The organism is Enterobacter sp. DVT3837 (assembly GCF_056238685.1).
The window spans coordinates 604,930-622,590 of sequence record NZ_JBWDLA010000001.1; the positions used below are offsets into that span (position 1 = coordinate 604,930).

Annotated in this window: 16 protein-coding genes; 4 read left to right on the forward strand and 12 right to left on the reverse strand. The window is 52.1% G+C overall.

What is annotated here, in order from left to right; translation table 11 throughout:
* Positions 1-2: 2 nt before the first annotated feature.
* From fabZ to rpsB, 12 genes are all read right to left on the reverse strand, one after another.
* Positions 3-458, reverse strand: coding sequence for a 3-hydroxyacyl-ACP dehydratase FabZ (gene fabZ, locus AC0XWG_RS03025; RefSeq protein WP_010426706.1), 456 nt, complete (start codon positions 456-458; stop codon positions 3-5).
* A 102-nt stretch (positions 459-560) separates the two neighbouring features.
* Complete coding sequence (gene lpxD / locus AC0XWG_RS03030) at positions 561-1,586, reverse strand: UDP-3-O-(3-hydroxymyristoyl)glucosamine N-acyltransferase (RefSeq protein ID WP_114979150.1); 1,026 nt, start codon at positions 1,584-1,586, stop codon at positions 561-563.
* A 3-nt stretch (positions 1,587-1,589) separates the two neighbouring features.
* Positions 1,590-2,084 carry a molecular chaperone Skp gene (gene skp, locus AC0XWG_RS03035; protein WP_008501902.1) on the reverse strand — a complete coding sequence of 165 codons (495 nt, stop codon included), beginning with the start codon at positions 2,082-2,084 and terminating at the stop codon, positions 1,590-1,592.
* 122 nt (positions 2,085-2,206) lie between these two features.
* Positions 2,207-4,624: an outer membrane protein assembly factor BamA gene (bamA, locus tag AC0XWG_RS03040; RefSeq protein WP_028018295.1), complete on the reverse strand. Its 2,418-nt coding sequence runs from the start codon at positions 4,622-4,624 to the stop codon at positions 2,207-2,209.
* A 29-nt stretch (positions 4,625-4,653) separates the two neighbouring features.
* A complete protein-coding gene (rseP, locus tag AC0XWG_RS03045; RefSeq protein ID WP_028018296.1) occupies positions 4,654-6,006 on the reverse strand; it encodes a sigma E protease regulator RseP in 1,353 nt (450 codons plus the stop codon).
* Positions 6,007-6,017: 11 nt separating this feature from the next.
* A complete protein-coding gene (cdsA, locus tag AC0XWG_RS03050; RefSeq protein ID WP_028018297.1) occupies positions 6,018-6,875 on the reverse strand; it encodes a phosphatidate cytidylyltransferase in 858 nt (285 codons plus the stop codon).
* Between the two features lie 12 nt (positions 6,876-6,887).
* The gene (gene ispU / locus AC0XWG_RS03055) at positions 6,888-7,646 is read right to left on the reverse strand and encodes a (2E,6E)-farnesyl-diphosphate-specific ditrans,polycis-undecaprenyl-diphosphate synthase (RefSeq protein ID WP_028018298.1); all 759 of its coding nucleotides are present in this window, start codon (positions 7,644-7,646) and stop codon (positions 6,888-6,890) included.
* Between the two features lie 186 nt (positions 7,647-7,832).
* Complete coding sequence (ispC, locus tag AC0XWG_RS03060; RefSeq protein WP_475680366.1) at positions 7,833-9,032, reverse strand: 1-deoxy-D-xylulose-5-phosphate reductoisomerase; 1,200 nt, start codon at positions 9,030-9,032, stop codon at positions 7,833-7,835.
* A gap of 95 nt (positions 9,033-9,127) precedes the next feature.
* Entirely contained in the window at positions 9,128-9,685 is a 558-nt protein-coding gene (gene frr, locus AC0XWG_RS03065) for a ribosome recycling factor (protein WP_028018300.1), read from the reverse strand.
* Positions 9,686-9,852: 167 nt separating this feature from the next.
* Positions 9,853-10,578 carry a UMP kinase gene (gene pyrH, locus AC0XWG_RS03070; protein ID WP_008501910.1) on the reverse strand — a complete coding sequence of 242 codons (726 nt, stop codon included), beginning with the start codon at positions 10,576-10,578 and terminating at the stop codon, positions 9,853-9,855.
* A 150-nt stretch (positions 10,579-10,728) separates the two neighbouring features.
* Positions 10,729-11,580 (reverse strand): translation elongation factor Ts, encoded by an 852-nt coding sequence (gene tsf / locus AC0XWG_RS03075; protein WP_014830708.1) that lies wholly within the window; start codon positions 11,578-11,580, stop codon positions 10,729-10,731.
* A gap of 117 nt (positions 11,581-11,697) precedes the next feature.
* A complete protein-coding gene (gene rpsB / locus AC0XWG_RS03080; protein ID WP_003856207.1) occupies positions 11,698-12,423 on the reverse strand; it encodes a 30S ribosomal protein S2 in 726 nt (241 codons plus the stop codon).
* Positions 12,424-12,745: 322 nt separating this feature from the next.
* Between rpsB and map the strand changes: the two genes are divergently transcribed.
* The 4 genes from map (at position 12,746) to AC0XWG_RS03100 (ending at position 17,637) form a co-directional block, all read left to right on the forward strand.
* Positions 12,746-13,540 (forward strand): type I methionyl aminopeptidase, encoded by a 795-nt coding sequence (gene map / locus AC0XWG_RS03085; protein ID WP_028018301.1) that lies wholly within the window; start codon positions 12,746-12,748, stop codon positions 13,538-13,540.
* Between the two features lie 63 nt (positions 13,541-13,603).
* A complete protein-coding gene (gene glnD / locus AC0XWG_RS03090; RefSeq protein WP_475680367.1) occupies positions 13,604-16,279 on the forward strand; it encodes a bifunctional uridylyltransferase/uridylyl-removing protein GlnD in 2,676 nt (891 codons plus the stop codon).
* 32 nt (positions 16,280-16,311) lie between these two features.
* Positions 16,312-17,136, forward strand: coding sequence for a 2,3,4,5-tetrahydropyridine-2,6-dicarboxylate N-succinyltransferase (gene dapD / locus AC0XWG_RS03095; protein ID WP_008501915.1), 825 nt, complete (start codon positions 16,312-16,314; stop codon positions 17,134-17,136).
* 111 nt (positions 17,137-17,247) lie between these two features.
* Complete coding sequence (locus AC0XWG_RS03100; protein WP_008501916.1) at positions 17,248-17,637, forward strand: DUF3461 family protein; 390 nt, start codon at positions 17,248-17,250, stop codon at positions 17,635-17,637.
* Positions 17,638-17,661: the final 24 nt, after the last annotated feature.

The window sequence follows — 17,661 nt, forward strand, 5'->3', positions numbered from 1 at the left end:
TATCAGGACTCCCGGCTACGAGCACACATCATCGTCGCTTCGCAAACAACTTTGCCGTCAACCAGCGCTACGCCTTTGAAGCGAGTCAGGCCACGACGCGTTTTTTCAAAAGTGACTTCCATGATCATCTGATCACCAGGCACGACAGGGCGCTTAAAGCGCGCTTCATCAATACCCGCGAAGTAATACAACTCACCAGGCTCCAGTTTGCCAACGCTTTTAAACGCCAGAATACCGGTAGCCTGAGCCATCGCTTCCAGAATCAACACACCCGGGAAGATAGGCTTACCAGGGAAGTGCCCCTGGAAGAACGGCTCGTTCACGGAAACATTTTTCACTGCGCGCAGAAAACGACCTTCTTCAAAATCCAGCACACGGTCTACCAGCAGAAACGGGTAGCGGTGCGGCAGAAGTTCTAAAATCTCTTCAATATGCAGAGTATGAGTGTCAGTAGTCAAAATACTCTTCCTGTCAAAATGTACTGATAACAATAATAACACGGCCTGCCGGTTTATTAGAAAGCCGACAGGCCGGGAAAAATAGCGTTAAACGGATGACGTTTAGTCTTGTTGATCGATCTTGCGCTCAAGAGACTTGAGACGCTTGCTCATATCATCAATGTTCATCACCAGAGCTGCTGTTTTACGCCATACCTTGTTGGGTTGCAGCGGGATGCCGGAGGAATAGACGCCAGGTTCAGTGATAGGGCGCATTACCATGCCCATTCCCGTCACTGTGACTTTGTCGCATATTTCCATATGGCCATTAATCACGCTCGCGCCGCCAATCATGCAGTAACGGCCAATTTTCAGGCTGCCAGCCATGATGACGCCCCCCGCTACCGCGGTATTGTCGCCAATCACAACGTTATGCGCAATCTGGCACTGGTTATCAATGATAACACCATTGCCAATGATCGTGTCGTCAAGCGCGCCACGGTCAATAGTGGTACAGGCCCCGATCTCCACACGATCGCCAATGATCACGCGACCAAGCTGTGGGATTTTAACCCAATTACCACGATCGTTAGCGTAACCAAAGCCATCCGAACCAATCACTGTACTGGACTGGACGAGGCAATTTTCGCCAATTTCAACTTCATGGTAAATGGACACATTGGCCCATAAACGGGTCCCGGCGCCGATTTTCGTATTTTTCCCAACGAAGCAACCCGGTCCGATAACGACGTTATCGCCCAACACTACGCCAGACTCGATAACGGCATTCGCACCAACCGCTACGTTGTTACCCAACTGAGCCGTCGGATCAATCGCTGCACTGGCAGCAATGTTCTGGGCCGGCTGCGGCGTGGTATCAAGAATTTGAGCCATGCGTGCATACGTCAGGTAGGGATTTTTCACTACCAGTGCAGCGCTAGTGGCAAACGGAAGATCGTCCTGCGTCAGAACAACAGCTGACGCCTGGCATTGAGCCAGTTGTTCACGGTACTTAGGGCTTACCATGAAGGTAATCGTGCCAGCTTTAGCAGATTGCATGGACGCAACAGCGGTGATGACGATATCGCCATCACCGTGTAATTCTGCATCCAACTGCTGAGCTAAATCAGCCAGTCGAATTGAAGGCATTACTTATTTAACCTGTTTCAGAACATCAGCGGTGATGTCTTTAACATCTTTGCTGTTGAAAGCGACGGCGTTCGCATCAACAACCAGATCGATGCTCTGATCGGCAGCCACTGCTTTAACAGCAGTCTGAATGCGAGTCACCAGCTTGCCACGTTCTTCGTTAGAACGACGCTGACGATCCTGCTCGAAAGCCTGCGCTTTCTGAGAGAACGCCTGGCGCTGAGCCATTACGTCTTTTTCCAGCTTGCTGCGATCGCTTGCTTTCATGGTAGAACCATCACGCTGCAGACGCTGCATTTTGGACTGAAGATCGTTTTCCATACCCTGCAGTTCGCTTGCACGGCCTTTGAATTCGTTTTCCAGAGTCGCAGAAACGCCAGTTTTCTGTGCAACCTGCTGGAACAAATTACCCATGTTGACGATTGCAATTTTGTCTGCTGCCTGAGCAGAAGTTGCCATCGCTAAACCGAGACCTGCAGCTAATAACCACTTTTTCACAATTAACTCCTTACCATCCCATTGGCACCAGAAGGTACCGTTCTTTGCGTGGCAAGGCGACCGTGTTACCGATCGCCAGTTGTCAGCGCTACACTGCCAACGCATTCCTTTGCAGCGGATTATTACCAGGTTTTACCAATGTTAAACTGGAATTGCTCCGACTTATCTCCATCATATTTCTTAAACGGCTGGGCGTAAGAGAAGACCAACGGCCCCAGCGGTGACATCCATTGTAATGCGATACCGGCAGACATGCGAATATTGCTCGGATCGCTGTAGTCAGGAATACCTTCCGCTCGCATCTGGGCAGTATTCTGCCAGTTGGTATCCCACACAGTACCGGCATCCCAGAAGAAGGACGTACGGACTGAGTTCGCATATTTATCACTGATAAACGGCGTTGGTGTGATGAACTCCAGGCTGGCAACGGCCATGGCGTTACCGCCCACAGCATCATTGGAGCTACAAACGTCGGAAGTCGAAGACTTATCACAGTTATCTTTGTCGTTTCCGCCGTAGTAGACCGCTTTCGGACCAATGTTGTTGGACTGGAAGCCACGAACGGTGCTGGAACCACCGGCATAGAAGTTTTCATAGAATGGCAGTTCCTTGCCACCCAGACCATCACCATAGCCCCAACGGGTACGACCCAGAACCACCCACTTGTGGTCGTCATCAATTGGGAAGTAAGACGCGGTATCCAGCGTGACCTTATAGAACTCGTTATCGGAACCCGGTACGGTAACTTTACCGTTCAGGTTGACACGAGAACCTTCCGTCGGGAAGTAACCGCGGTCAAGACGGTTATAGGTCCAGCCGTAGTTAAAGGTGAAGTCATCTGCTGCAAAGCCGTTGTCATGACCATTTTTACTGGTTGACTGACCGATAGAGTCCAGGTAACGCCACATCGCTACCTGCGGTTGCATGTTGGACAGGTCGTTATGCACGTAACCTAAGCCCGCACGCAGCGTGTTGTATTCGTTAACCGGGAAACCAAGCGTACCGTCTACACCGTAACTCTTGTTGGTGTAAGAGGACAGGTCCGCGTCGTCAGCTTTAAAGTCGTTATAGAAGATACGACCGCCCAGACTCACACCGTCTACGGTGAAGTATGGGTTAGTGACAGAGAACTCAGAATAGGTCTGGTAGTCGTTTTTAGTACCATTGATACCAACAGAGTAACCCGTACCCAGCCAGTTATCCTGCTGTACCCCGACCTGGAAGCTCACGCCGCTTTCAGTACCGTAACCCACACCGAAGTTGAAGCTGCCGGTGTTACGCTCTTTCACTTTATAGACGACATCAACCTGATCCGGACTGCCTGGTACGCGCTGGGTATCCGTATCTACGGTTTCAAAATAACCCAGACGGTTCAGACGCTCTTTCCCCTGGTCAACGAGATCGCTACCCAACCATGCGCCTTCCATCTGACGCATTTCGCGGCGCAGAACGGAATCTTTAGAGGTGTCGTTACCAACGAAGCGGATCTTACGCACGTAGAAACGGTTACCCGCATCAACATTCACGTGCAGCTTAACGGTTTTATCCGCGTCGTTAATTTCCGGCTGTGTTTGTACGCGAGGATAGGCATAACCATAGCGGCCGAGCAGCTTCTTAATGCTGTCTTCCATTTTGGTCACTTTAGAACCACTGTACAGATCGCCTGGCTGAATTTTGGTCAGCGATTCGATCTCAGCAGAATGCCCCGCCAGGTTGCCACTTACTTCAACACCAGAAAGCTTATACTGATCGCCTTCAGTGATGTTAATCGTAATGTAGATCCCTTTCTTGTCCGGCGTCAGACTGACCTGGGTCGAGTCAATGTTGAAACGGGCATAACCACGATCCAGATAGTAGCTGCGCAGGGTCTCAAGGTCGCCCGCCAGTTTCTGTTTCTGGTATTTACGATCGCCCACCACGTTCCACCACGGCACTTCATCGCGCAGTTGGAAGGTCGAGATCAGTTCGTCGGTGCTAAACGCGTGGTTGCCGACAATGTTGATCTGTTGGATCTTCGCAGAAACACCTTCCTGGAAGACCAACTTCAGGTCAACACGGTTACGTGGCAGAGGTGTTACCACTGCTTTCACGCTGGCACTGTATTTACCCACGCTGTAGTAGAAGTCTTCCAGACCTTTCTCAATGTCTGAAAGGGTTGTGCGGTCCAGAGACTCGCCCACACGAACACCCGATGCTTCAAGGTTTTGCTTGAGCATGTCATCTTTCACCGACTTGTTACCGGAGAAAGTGATACTGGCAATCGTTGGACGTTCTTTTACCTGTACCAGCAGCGTATCACCATCGCGCAGGACGCGGACATCCTCGAAGTTGCCGGTGGCAAACAGAGCACGGATGGTGTTACTGATATCATCATCATTGACCGTATCGCCGGGGCGTACAGGCATACTGAGGAGGGCCGCACCAACGGCGACACGCTGGAGGCCTTCGAAATGAATGTCTTTCACTACGAACCCGTCAGCACCGTATACGGTGGCGCTGCTAAACAGCAGCGACGCTATGAGCAACTTTTTCATCGCCATCGTTATTATGCGTTCTTCCTAACACTCTCTTACAACCGAGAGAAATCATTGAAAAGTGCAAGCCCCATTAACAGCACCAGCAAAATCGAGCCAATGCGATAACTAAAGTCTTGAACTCGCTCGGATACCGGTCCGCCTTTTAGCTTTTCAATCGCTAAAAACAGCAGATGACCCCCGTCTAAAACGGGAAGCGGGAACAGGTTGATTATCCCAAGGTTCACGCTAATCAGCGCGAGGAACATGAGATAGTAAATCACCCCGAATTCCGCTGACATCCCAGCCCCCTGAGCAATCGAAATTGGCCCACTGAGGTTGTTCAGTTTCACATCACCGGTTATCAATTTCCCCAACATGTTGACCGTCAGCTTCATCAGTTGCCATGTTTTATCCGTGGCTTCAAGGATGGCGCTGAACGGCCCATACTGGCGTATTGTCTTGTACTCATCTGGCAGCGGGATCACTTTTGGCACAACGCCTGCAAACCCTTCTGCCTTTTTGCCGACCGACTTCGTATCCGGGATCAGCGTCAGCGAAAGCGGACTACCTTTCCTCTCAACTTCCAGTGCGAGGGACGTTCCCGGATTATCGCGCACCAGAGTAACAAAGGTCATCCACTCTGTTAATGGTTGACCATCGACTTTAACGATCCTGTCGCCCGCTTGCAAACCCGCTTTGCTCGCCGCCGAATTTGCCTGTACTTCGGCTAACACCGGCTCAATCTGAGCGCCACGTGGACGAATGCCCAGTGCAGCGACGGGATCTTCTTTGTCTGGCTCGAAACGCCAGTGACGTAAATCGAGCACTTTGTCCTGACGCGTGTCGGAACCAAACGGTGATACGCTGATGGTTGTCTGCTGATCACCAATTTTGGCTACCAGTTGCAGTCGCACGGCATCCCAATCAGGGGTTTCGATGCCATCAATCGCTTTAAGTTCCATCCCTGACGTAATTTGCGCACTCGCCGCGATGGAATTGGGGGCAATTTCACCTACCACAGGGCGCACGCCGGGGACGCCAATGATAAACACCAGCCAGTAAGCGAAAATAGCAAAGATGAAGTTGGCTACCGGTCCGGCAGCGATGATGGCGGCGCGTTGTCCAACCGTTTTGTTGTTGAATGCGCTGTGTCGTAATTCAGGTGCGACAGGCTCAACGCGCTCGTCGAGCATTTTAACGTAGCCGCCCAGCGGGATAAGGGCGATGACAAATTCCGTACCGTGACGGTCGGTGCGCGTCCAGAGTGATTTACCGAAACCGATGGAAAATCGCTCTACCCGCACACCACAACGGCGAGCAACCCAGAAATGGCCAAATTCATGCACGGTAATCAGTACACCCAGTGCAACAATGAACGCCGCCAGATTCCAGAGAATGCTCAGCATAAAACCTTCCGTTAAATCGTCCCAAATACCAGTAAAAGCAAGCAAGCAAATACCGGAACAGCCGCTGTCAGGCTATCAATGCGATCCAGTATACCGCCATGCCCTGGAATCAGGTGTCCGCTGTCCTTAATCCCTGCTTCACGCTTAAACATACTCTCGGTTAAATCACCGAGCACTGAGGCAAGCGCAGCAAAAATCGAGCACACCAGCAGTATTGACGGTGCCACTTCCAGATTCGCCCAGACGCCGTAGCCCCAGGAGATAATCGCTGCCGTAAACAAGCCACCGATGAAGCCTTGCCAGGTTTTACCCGGGGAAACCTTCGGAGCCAGTTTATGTTTGCCAAACAGTTTACCAAACATATAGGCCCCGGAGTCAGCCCCCCAAACGAGAATCATCACATAAAGCAGCCAGATCGCGCCGCTGTAGTGGTTTTCGTCATAGTGCCAGGCACGCAGTGCGACCATACCCCAGAAAAATGGAACAATCGTGAGCAAACCAAAAATAAGCCGCAGCACTTTTGAATTACGCCAGATTGCCGCAGAGCCGGGGTAGAAAAGCACCAGCAGCAGAGCAGCAACCCACCAGGCCAGCGATACCCACAGGGAACCAGCAACCAGCGGTTGATGAATATCATGATGATATTCAGGCAACGTAAACAGCATTATGGCCAGGATAAAGCCACAGAGTACCGCAAGCCATACTCGCTGACTGCGTGAGGTAAAGCCGCTAAACTGTCCCCATTCCCACGCGGCGAGCATACAGACCACCAGCGTAACAATAGCGAATCCCACTGGGGGCAGTAAAAACAGCGCCGCAATGACAATGGGTATTAATACAAAAGCGGAAATCAGGCGATACTTCAGCAAAAGCTACCCCCATCAGGCTTTGTCGCCACCAGGCTCGGTGCCGCCGAAACGACGCTCTCGATTGGCAAAGGCATGCAGCGCACCTTCAAAGTCTTGTTCATCAAAATCGGGCCAAAGAACATCCGTAAAGTAAAGTTCGGCATAGGCAATTTGCCATATCAAAAAGTTACTTATGCGATGTTCCCCCCCTGTCCTAATTACCAAATCCACAGGTGCCTGTTCATTCATGCAGATTTGCTTGTTCAGCGCCTCTTCATCAATTTGGTCGGGTCTCAACAGCCCTTCCTGAACCTGTTCGGCAAGATGCCGAACGCCCTGGATAATATCCCAGCGTCCGCCGTAATTCGCCGCAATATTGAGCGTCAGACCCGTATTATTCTCAGTCAGCGCTTCTGCTTTACGAATCCGTTCCTGCAAACGTGAGTTAAAACGACTGGTATCGCCAATGATACGCAGGCGGACGTTGTGGCGGTGCAGGCTTTTTACTTCGCTGTCGAGCGCCCACACAAACAATTCCATCAACGCGGTCACTTCCTGCGGAGGTCGATTCCAGTTTTCACTGCTAAAAGCATAGAGCGTTAACGCATCAATGCCGTTATTGGCGGCAAAAGAAACGGCGCGGCGAACAGATTTCGCCCCAGCTTTATGCCCAAAGGCTCGTATCTTGCCTTGTCTTTTCGCCCAGCGGCCGTTGCCATCCATAATGATTGCTACATGACGACAGCCATGAGCTGGCAAGTTTTCGCTTATTGGTTGATTCGCAGACAACATAACGCGTTTTTTGTCCCTGAAAAGGATTTAACGGTACTCAGGAATACTGAAGCCTATACATAAAAAAGCCGTGTCAAACCACGGCTTACCTGACCACATTAAGTCAAATACCTGCGATCAGGTGGCGCAGACTATATCACTGAAGCCCAACGCTAACAAATAGCACGACGACTAGTGCTTGCTTTATCACCAGCTTGCGGGACGTGTCACTTGTTTACGCGCAATATCACGAGCCGCTGTATCTACCGCCAGCACCTCGTCCACACTTTGTGGTTCACGCAAATCCATCATTTCCAGTACCGATAAATTCAACGCTGCAATATCGGTAAAACGGATCTGCTGATTCAAAAATGCTTCAACGGTAATTTCATTAGCTGCATTCAGTGCCGTCGTCGCCGCCTGCCCCTGGTCAAAGGCATGCATCGCAAGCTTCAGACACGGATAGCGATCGTAATCTGGTTCGCTAAATGTCAGAGAACTTAACTTGCAGAAATCAAGCGGCTTCACGCCAGATTTCACTCGATTTGGCCACGCCATGGAATGGGCAATTGGCGTACGCATATCCGGCTCGCCCAACTGTGCCAGCACACTGCCATCCTGATAGCGCACCATCGAGTGAATCACCGATTGCGGGTGGATCAGTACTTCCATCTGTTTCGCTGACGCATTAAACAGCCAGCGCGCTTCAATGTATTCCAGACCTTTATTCATCATGGTGGCAGAATCAACGGAGATTTTACGCCCCATTGACCAGTTCGGATGACGGCACGCCTGATCCGGCGTCATTGCGCTCAGTTCAGACAGTGGCGTTTCGCGGAACGGGCCACCAGACCCGGTAAGCAGAATAGACACCACACCATTCTGCTCAAGGTCAGCGTACCCCAGGTTCTGTTGAAAAGGTTGCGGTAAACTCTGAAAAATCGCGTTGTGCTCGCTATCGACCGGTAAAAGACGCGCCCCGCGCTGCTTCACCGCATCCATAAACAGGCGTCCACAGGTAACCAGAGACTCTTTATTGGCTAGCAGAACATCCTTACCGGCATCAATTGCGGCAAGTGTTGGCAACAGCCCAGCCGCCCCGACGATGGCCGCCATAACCTGGTCAACCTCATCCAGCGCAGCCATCTCACAAGCTGCCTGTTGTCCACTCAGAACCTCAGTTCGACAGCCCTTTTCACGCAGTTGCACTTTCAGCAGACGCGCACTCTCTTCGTCATCCATCACCGCATAGCGGGGTGAAAACTCCAGGCACTGCTCGACCATTCGCTGCACATTCTTACCGGCCACCAGCGCTGTCACGGTGTAAAGTTCAGGATTATGGCGAACGACGTCGAGAGTACTGCAACCGATAGAGCCGGTTGAGCCGAGGAGTGTTAAATGCTTCATGAGATGCCCGAAAAAAGTTAGACCAGATAAAAGCAAAACGCCGCCAGCAAGACCCGAAGTCCCTCTGAACGGCGTTTATCAGTGTACGACAGAAATCAGAACTGCATCAGTTCCGCTTCTTTATCTGCCAGCGCCGCATCAATTTTCTTGATGGCAGCATCAGTCATTTTCTGAACATCGTCCTGTGAACGACGATCGTCATCTTCACTGATCTCTTTTTCTTTCAGCAGCGCTTTGACTTTATCGTTCGCGTCGCGACGTACGTTACGAACGGAAACGCGACCCTGCTCAGCTTCGCCACGAACGACTTTGATCAGGTCTTTACGACGCTCTTCCGTCAGCGGAGGAAGTGGAACGCGGATATCAGCGCCCGCAGAGCTTGGGTTCAGACCGAGGTCAGACGCCATGATCGCTTTCTCAACGGCCGGGCCCATAGAACGATCGAATACGTTGATTTTCAGCGTACGGGTATCTTCAACCGTCACGCTTGCCAGCTGACGCAGAGGGGTTGGCGTACCGTAGTATTCTACGATGATGCCATCCAGCAGGCTTGGGGAAGCACGGCCAGTACGGATTTTGCTGATTTGGGTTTTGAACGCTTCTACGCATTTTTCCATGCGTACTTCAGCATCTTTTCTGATGTCGTTAATCACGTTACGAATCCTTGAAAACTTGTCTCAGGCAGACTATCCGCCAGCACAGCGCTACAGGTGTGCTAAGTATAGTCGCGTTTAATTCATGACAACGCCAAAGGCGCGCCCGGGTAAGATACCACTACAAAATAAAGCGGAATCTTACCTGTATTTAGCGTCAACGGAAATTATTCCGTGATCAAAGTGCCTTCTTTTTCACCCATGACCACGCGACGCAGTGCGCCTGGCTTGTTCATGTTGAAGACACGGATCGGCAGTTTGTGGTCGCGAGCCAGCGTGAAGGCGGCAAGATCCATCACTTTCAGCTCTTTATCCAGCACTTCGCTGTAGCTCAGCTGATCGTACATGGTGGCAGAAGGATCTTTTGCCGGGTCGGCAGTAAACACGCCGTCTACTTTGGTCGCTTTCAGTACCACATCGGCTTCGATCTCGATACCGCGCAGGCAGGCAGCGGAATCGGTTGTAAAGAACGGGTTACCCGTACCGGCGGAGAGGATCACCACGCGGTTGTTGCGCAGCAGGCTAATCGCTTCTGCCCAGCTGTAATTATCGCATACGCCATTCAGTGGAATCGCAGACATCAGGCGGGCATTCACATAGGCGCGATGCAGTGCATCACGCATTGCCAGGCCATTCATGACGGTTGCCAGCATACCCATGTGGTCGCCCACAACGCGGTTCATCCCCGCTTTCGCCAGACCAGCACCACGGAAAAGGTTGCCACCGCCAATGACCACGCCAACCTGGATACCCAGTTCGACCAGTTCTTTGATTTCCTGTGCCATGCGATCAAGGATGCTTGCGTCAATACCGAAGCCTTCCGATCCCTGCAGCGCTTCGCCACTCAGCTTAAGCAGAATGCGTTTGTACACGGGTTTTGCATTGGTAGCCATGTTTCTTTCCTGAGACTGTCAACGATTAAGATGGGGGTTAATTCTGGCGACATGATATGCCGCAAATCAGCACAGCGATACTGGAGCCTGTCTGATTTCCTGTGACGGGTGACAAAAAGAAGCCGCCCTCAGGCGGCTCCTTTTCAATCATTAAGACTGCTTGGACATTGCAGCAACTTCTGCTGCGAAGTCAGTCTCAACTTTCTCGATGCCTTCGCCCACTTCGAAGCGGATGAAGCCAGTTACGTCAGCGTTGTGCTCTTTCAGCAGCTGAGCAACAGACTTGCTTGGATCCATTACGAATGGCTGGCCAGTCAGAGAAACTTCGCCGGTGAATTTCTTCATGCGGCCTTCAACCATTTTCTCTGCGATTTCTTTTGGTTTACCAGACTGCATCGCGATGTCCAGCTGAACCTGGTACTCTTTCTCTACCACTTCAGCAGACACGTCTTCTGGCTTAACGAATTCTGGTTTGCTTGCAGCGATGTGCATAGCCAGCTGTTTAACCAGCTCTTCGTCAGCACCTTTAGCAGCAACCAGAACGCCGATACGCGCACCGTGCTGGTAAGAGCCCAGAACGTCACCTTCCAGAGAAGCAACACGACGGATGTTGATGTTCTCACCGATTTTAGCAACCAGCGCAACACGTTCTTCTTCGAACTGTGCTTTCAGAACTTCAACGTCAGTGATTTTGCCAGCAACTGCAGCGTCCAGAACTTTGTTAGCAAATGCCTGGAAACCACCATCTTTAGCAACGAAGTCAGTCTGGCAGTTAACTTCCAGAATGATGCCGTAGGTGCCGTCGATTTTAGTGATGATCACGCCGTCAGCAGCAACGTTGCCTGCTTTTTTAGCTGCTTTGATCGCACCGGATTTACGCATGTTTTCGATTGCCAGCTCGATGTCGCCGTTCGCTTCAGTCAGCGCTTTTTTGCAATCCATCATGCCTGCGCCAGTACGCTCGCGCAGCTCTTTTACCAGGGATGCGGTAATTTCAGCCATTCTTAAATCCTCGGGAGATGTGAACTGCCCGGCCTGCGGCCAAACAGTGTAAATTGAAAAAAGGGGCCGATAATGGGCCCCTATTCATACACGGTACTAATAAGGGGTGAAACCTTATTATTCAGCTTCTACGAAGCTTTCTTCCGCCTGAGAAGCCAGATCCTGGGAACGGCCTTCACGAACGGTAGCAGCTACAGCGCTCAGGTACAGGCTAACAGCACGGATTGCGTCGTCGTTACCCGGGATAACGAAGTCAACACCGTCCGGATCGGAGTTGGTATCAACGATAGCGAATACCGGGATACCCAGGTTGTTAGCTTCTTTGATTGCGATGTGCTCGTGGTCTGCATCGATTACGAACAGCGCGTCTGGCAGGCCGCCCATATCTTTGATACCGCCCAGGCTGTTTTCCAGCTTGTCCAGCTCACGAGTGCGCATCAGCGCTTCTTTCTTAGTCAGCTTGTCGAAAGTACCGTCCTGAGACTGGGTTTCCAGATCTTTCAGGCGTTTGATTGACTGACGAACAGTTTTCCAGTTAGTCAGCATGCCGCCCAACCAGCGATGGTTCACGAAGAACTGGTCGCAGCTGTTAGCAGCATCTTTCACAGCTTCGCTTGCAGCGCGCTTAGTACCAACGAACAGAATCTTACCTTTACGGGAAGAGATCTTGTTCAGCTCAGCCAGGGCTTCGTTGAACATTGGTACAGTTTTCTCAAGGTTGATGATGTGAACTTTGTTACGTGCGCCGAAGATGAAAGGCTTCATTTTCGGGTTCCAGTAACGGGTCTGGTGACCAAAGTGAACACCAGCCTTGAGCATGTCGCGCATGGAAACAGTTGCCATGTTTAAAACCTCTATATTGAAAGTTGGGGTTATGCCTCCACGTATCCCATATTACCGACCCCGAAGGGCACCCCGGAATATGTGCCGATACGTGTGTGTTGTTACACAAAGTGAGATTTGTCGCTTCCGTCCAGCTTGTGTATCTGAGATGGATCGGAAGTCCGGCGCGCTTTATACCACAAAACACGACCAGAAACCAACAGTTGTTGGCGGAGTGTGCTGTTAATGATTCTCAATTTGGCACGAGGTGTGCCTGACTGATACCATTGGCGACACTTAGACTAGTATTGTCGAAAAAAATCGACACCGATGGACAGATTACATGGCTATCTCTATTAAGACACCTGAAGAAATTGAAAAGATGCGCGTCGCCGGTCGTCTGGCCGCGGAAGTGCTGGAAATGATCGAGCCGTTCGTGAAGCCGGGCGTCAGCACCGGTGAACTGGACCGCATCTGTAACGACTATATTGTGAACGAGCAGCACGCGGTATCTGCGTGCCTCGGCTACCACGGTTTCCCGAAATCCGTCTGCATTTCTATTAATGAAGTGGTTTGCCACGGTATTCCGGACAACGAAAAACTGCTCAAAGATGGCGACATCGTCAACATCGACGTGACGGTCATTAAAGATGACTACCACGGTGACACCTCTAAGATGTTCATCGTTGGCAAGCCAACCATTTTGGGCGAGCGTCTGTGTAAAGTGACGCAAGAGAGCCTCTACCTGGCGCTGAAAATGGTTAAACCGGGTATTCGCCTGCGTACCATTGGTGCCGCGATTCAGAAGTTCGTGGAAGCGGAAGGGTTCTCCGTCGTTCGCGAATACTGCGGTCACGGCATTGGCCGTGTGTTCCACGAAGAACCGCAGGTTCTGCACTATGATGCAGATGATGGCGGCGTAGTGCTGCAAAAAGGCATGACCTTCACCATCGAGCCGATGGTCAACGCCGGTGACTACCGCATCCGCACCATGAAAGATGGCTGGACGGTGAAAACCAAAGACAGAAGCTTGTCTGCGCAGTACGAGCATACTATTGTGGTAACAGACAACGGCTGCGAAATTATGACGTTGCGCAAGGATGACACTATCCCGGCGATACTGACGCACGATGAATGATAAAAAAGCCGGCAAATGCCGGCTTTTTTAATGGCTATAGCTTTTTCTTATGGGTGGCGCACGATGAGTAATCTTTTACCCGAACAGTATGCTAACACAGCACTTCCCACCCTCCCCGATCAGCCCGATAACCCGGGCGTATGGCCGTCGCACGAGCTGACCTGCGCGCATATTAAATCCCATATGGATGTTTTCCATCGCTGGCTGGGTAGTGCGTTCGACGCAGGCGTATCCGCCGAGCAGCTCATTGAAGCGCGCACCGAATTTATCGACCAGCTGCTGCAGCGCCTGTGGATCGATTACGGTTTTGGGCAAATCAGCGACGTTGCACTGGTTGCCGTTGGGGGCTATGGCCGCGGTGAGCTGCATCCGCTTTCCGACATTGATTTACTGATCTTAAGTCGCAAAAAACTGCCGGACGAACAGGCTCAAAAAATTGGCGAACTACTGACCCTGCTCTGGGATGTGAAGCTGGAAGTCGGCCACAGCGTACGCACTCTTGAAGAGTGCCTGCTGGAAGGGTTATCTGACCTGACCGTCGCCACCAACCTGATTGAAACCCGCCTGCTGATAGGCGACGTGGCGCTGTTCCTGGAGCTACAAAAACATATTTTCAGTGACGGTTTCTGGCCGTCAGAAAAGTTCTTCGCCGCGAAGGTTGAGGAACAAAACCAGCGCCACCAGCGCTACCACGGCACCAGCTATAATCTGGAGCCTGATATCAAAAGCAGCCCCGGCGGTCTGCGCGACATCCACACCCTGCAGTGGGTGGCCCGTCGCCACTTCGGCGCGACCTCGCTGGATGAGATGGTGGGCTTTGGCTTTTTAACTGAAGCCGAGCGTAACGAATTAAATGAGTGTCTGCACCTGCTGTGGCGCATTCGCTTTGCCCTGCATCTGGAGCTTAATCGCTACGATAACCGCTTGCTGTTTGACCGTCAGCTCAGCGTAGCTCAACGTCTGAATTACCAGGGCGAAGGCAACGAGCCGGTTGAACACATGATGAAGGATTTCTTCCGAGTCACCCGCCGCGTTACCGAACTGAACCAGATGCTGTTGCAGCTATTCGATGAGGCAATTCTGGCCCTGACGGCAGATGAAAAGCCCCGCCCTATCGACGACGAGTTCCAGCTGCGCGGCACCCTTATCGACCTGCGCGACGAAACGTTATTTATCCGCGAACCGGAAGCGATCCTGCGCATGTTTTACACCATGGTGCGTAACAGCGCGATCACCGGGATCTACTCCACCACTCTGCGCCATCTGCGCCATGCGCGCCGCCATTTGACGCAGCCGCTGTGCTATATCCCGGAAGCGCGTTCGCTGTTCCTGAGCATGCTCCGCCACCCGGGGGCCGTCAGCCGCGGCTTGCTGCCGATGCACCGCCACAGCGTGCTGTGGGCCTATATGCCGCAGTGGTCACACATTGTCGGGCAGATGCAGTTTGATCTGTTCCACGCCTACACGGTAGATGAACACACAATCCGCGTGATGCTCAAGCTGGAGAGCTTTGCCAGCGAAGAGACGCGATCTCGCCATCCGCTGTGCGTGGAATTGTGGCCGCGCCTTACTCATCCGGAATTGATCCTGATTGCTGCCCTGTTCCACGATATTGCCAAAGGTCGCGGCGGTGACCATTCGGTGCTGGGTGCCCAGGACGTGCTCAAATTTGCTGAACTGCACGGTCTGAACTCACGTGAAACACAGCTGGTCGCCTGGCTGGTACGCCATCACCTGCTGATGTCGGTCACCGCGCAGCGTCGAGATATTCAGGATCCTGAAGTGATCAAGCAGTTCGCGGAAGAGGTGCAAACGGAAAACCGTCTGCGTTATCTGGTCTGCCTGACGGTGGCTGATATTTGTGCCACCAACGAGACGTTGTGGAACAGCTGGAAGCAAAGCCTGCTTCGCGAGCTGTACTTTGCCACCGAAAAACAGCTGCGCCGCGGGATGCAAAATACCCCGGACATGCGCGAGCGTGTGCGCCACCACCAGTTGCAGGCACTGGCTCTGCTGCGGATGGATAACATTGATGAAGAAGCACTGCATCAGATCTGGGCGCGCTGTCGTGCTAACTATTTTGTTCGCCACAGCCCAAATCAGCTTGCCTGGCATGCGCGGCATCTGCTGCAACATGATTTGTCGCAGCCGATGATCCTCCTCAGCCCGCAAGCCACGCGCGGTGGCACGGAGATTTTCATCTGGAGCCCGGACCGACCTTATCTGTTTGCCGCCGTCTGCGCCGAACTGGACAGGCGTAATCTGAGCGTTCACGACGCGCAGATTTTTACCACCCGCGACGGCATGGCGATGGATACCTTCATTGTGCTGGAACCGGACGGCAGCCCGCTGTCGTCGGACAGGCACGAAGGAATACGCTTCGGTCTGGAACAGGCCATCACCCAGCGCAGCTGGCAACCTCCGCAGCCGCGTCGTCAGCCTGCGAAATTACGCCACTTTACCGTCGATACCGAGGTCAATTTCCTGCCGACCCACACCGACCGTAAATCGTTCCTGGAGCTGATCGCGCTCGACCAGCCAGGGCTGCTCGCCCGTGTCGGCCAGGTTTTTGCCGATCTGGGAATTTCGCTTCACGGGGCCAGAATTACAACCATTGGCGAGCGAGTAGAAGATTTATTTATAATCGCCACCGCAGACCGGCGTGCCCTTAATAATGACCTGCAACTTGAAGTGCAACAACGGTTGACAGCAGCCCTCAATCCAAACGATAAAGGGTAACGTGTTTTTTAGTGAAATGGAAAGAGTAAACAATGCAGCAGTTACAGAACGTTATTGAGTCCGCTTTTGAGCGTCGCGCCGAGATCACCCCGGCCAATGTGGATACCGTGACCCGTGAAGCGGTAAACCAGGTTATTTCCCTGCTGGATTCCGGCGCATTGCGTGTGGCAGAAAAAATCGACGGTCAGTGGGTCACTCATCAATGGCTGAAGAAAGCCGTGCTGCTCTCTTTCCGTATCAACGATAACCAGGTTATCGACGGAGCAGAAAGCCGCTACTTCGATAAAGTGCCAATGAAATTCGCTGACTATGACGAAGCGCGTTTCCAGAAAGAAGGTTTCCGCGTGGTTCCACCAGCGGCAGTTCGTCAGGGTGCTTTCATCGCGCGCAACACCGTGCTGATGCCATCCTATGTGAACATCGGTGCCTATGTTGACGAAGGTACCATGGTGGATACCTGGGCTACCGTTGGCTCCTGCGCGCAGATCGGTAAGAACGTTCACCTGTCCGGCGGCGTCGGTATCGGTGGCGTCCTGGAGCCACTGCAGGCTAACCCGACCATCATCGAAGACAACTGCTTCATCGGCGCGCGCTCAGAAGTGGTTGAAGGTGTGATCGTGGAAGAAGGCTCTGTGATCTCCATGGGCGTTTACATCGGCCAGAGCACCCGTATCTACGACCGTGAAACCGGTGAAGTGCATTACGGTCGCGTTCCGGCGGGCTCCGTGGTGGTTTCCGGCAACCTGCCGTCAAAAGATGGCAAATACAGCCTGTACTGTGCGGTTATCGTGAAGAAAGTCGATGCGAAAACTCGTGGCAAAGTTGGCATCAACGAACTGCTGCGCACCATCGATTAATCGGGTATAACAAAAAGCGGGGGCAACCCCGCTTTTTTTATATCTGAGGGTGGCGAAAATAGATTTTTTCGTTAATTATTCAAAGGTTATGTTGAGATCAAGGGTACCGCTATGTACGATAATCTGAAAAGTCTGGGCATTACCAATCCTGATGAAATTGATCGTTACAGCCTCCGTCAGGAAGCCAATAACGATATTCTGAAAATCTATTTTCACAAGGACAAAGGAGAGTTTTTCGCCAAGAGCGTGAAGTTTAAATATCCACGCCAGCGTAAAACCGTCGTCGCTGACGGTGTAGGACAAGGGTACAAAGAAGTTCAGGAAATCAGCCCTAACCTGCGCTACGTGATCGATGAACTCGATCAGATCTGCCAGCGCGACCGCACTGAAGTCGATCTCAAGCGTAAGATCCTCGACGATTTGCGTCACCTTGAAAGCGTTGTGACGAATAAGATCAGCGAGATTGAAGCGGATCTTGAGAAATTAACGCGGAATAAATAAGCCGTTTTATTGCCCGGTGGCGCT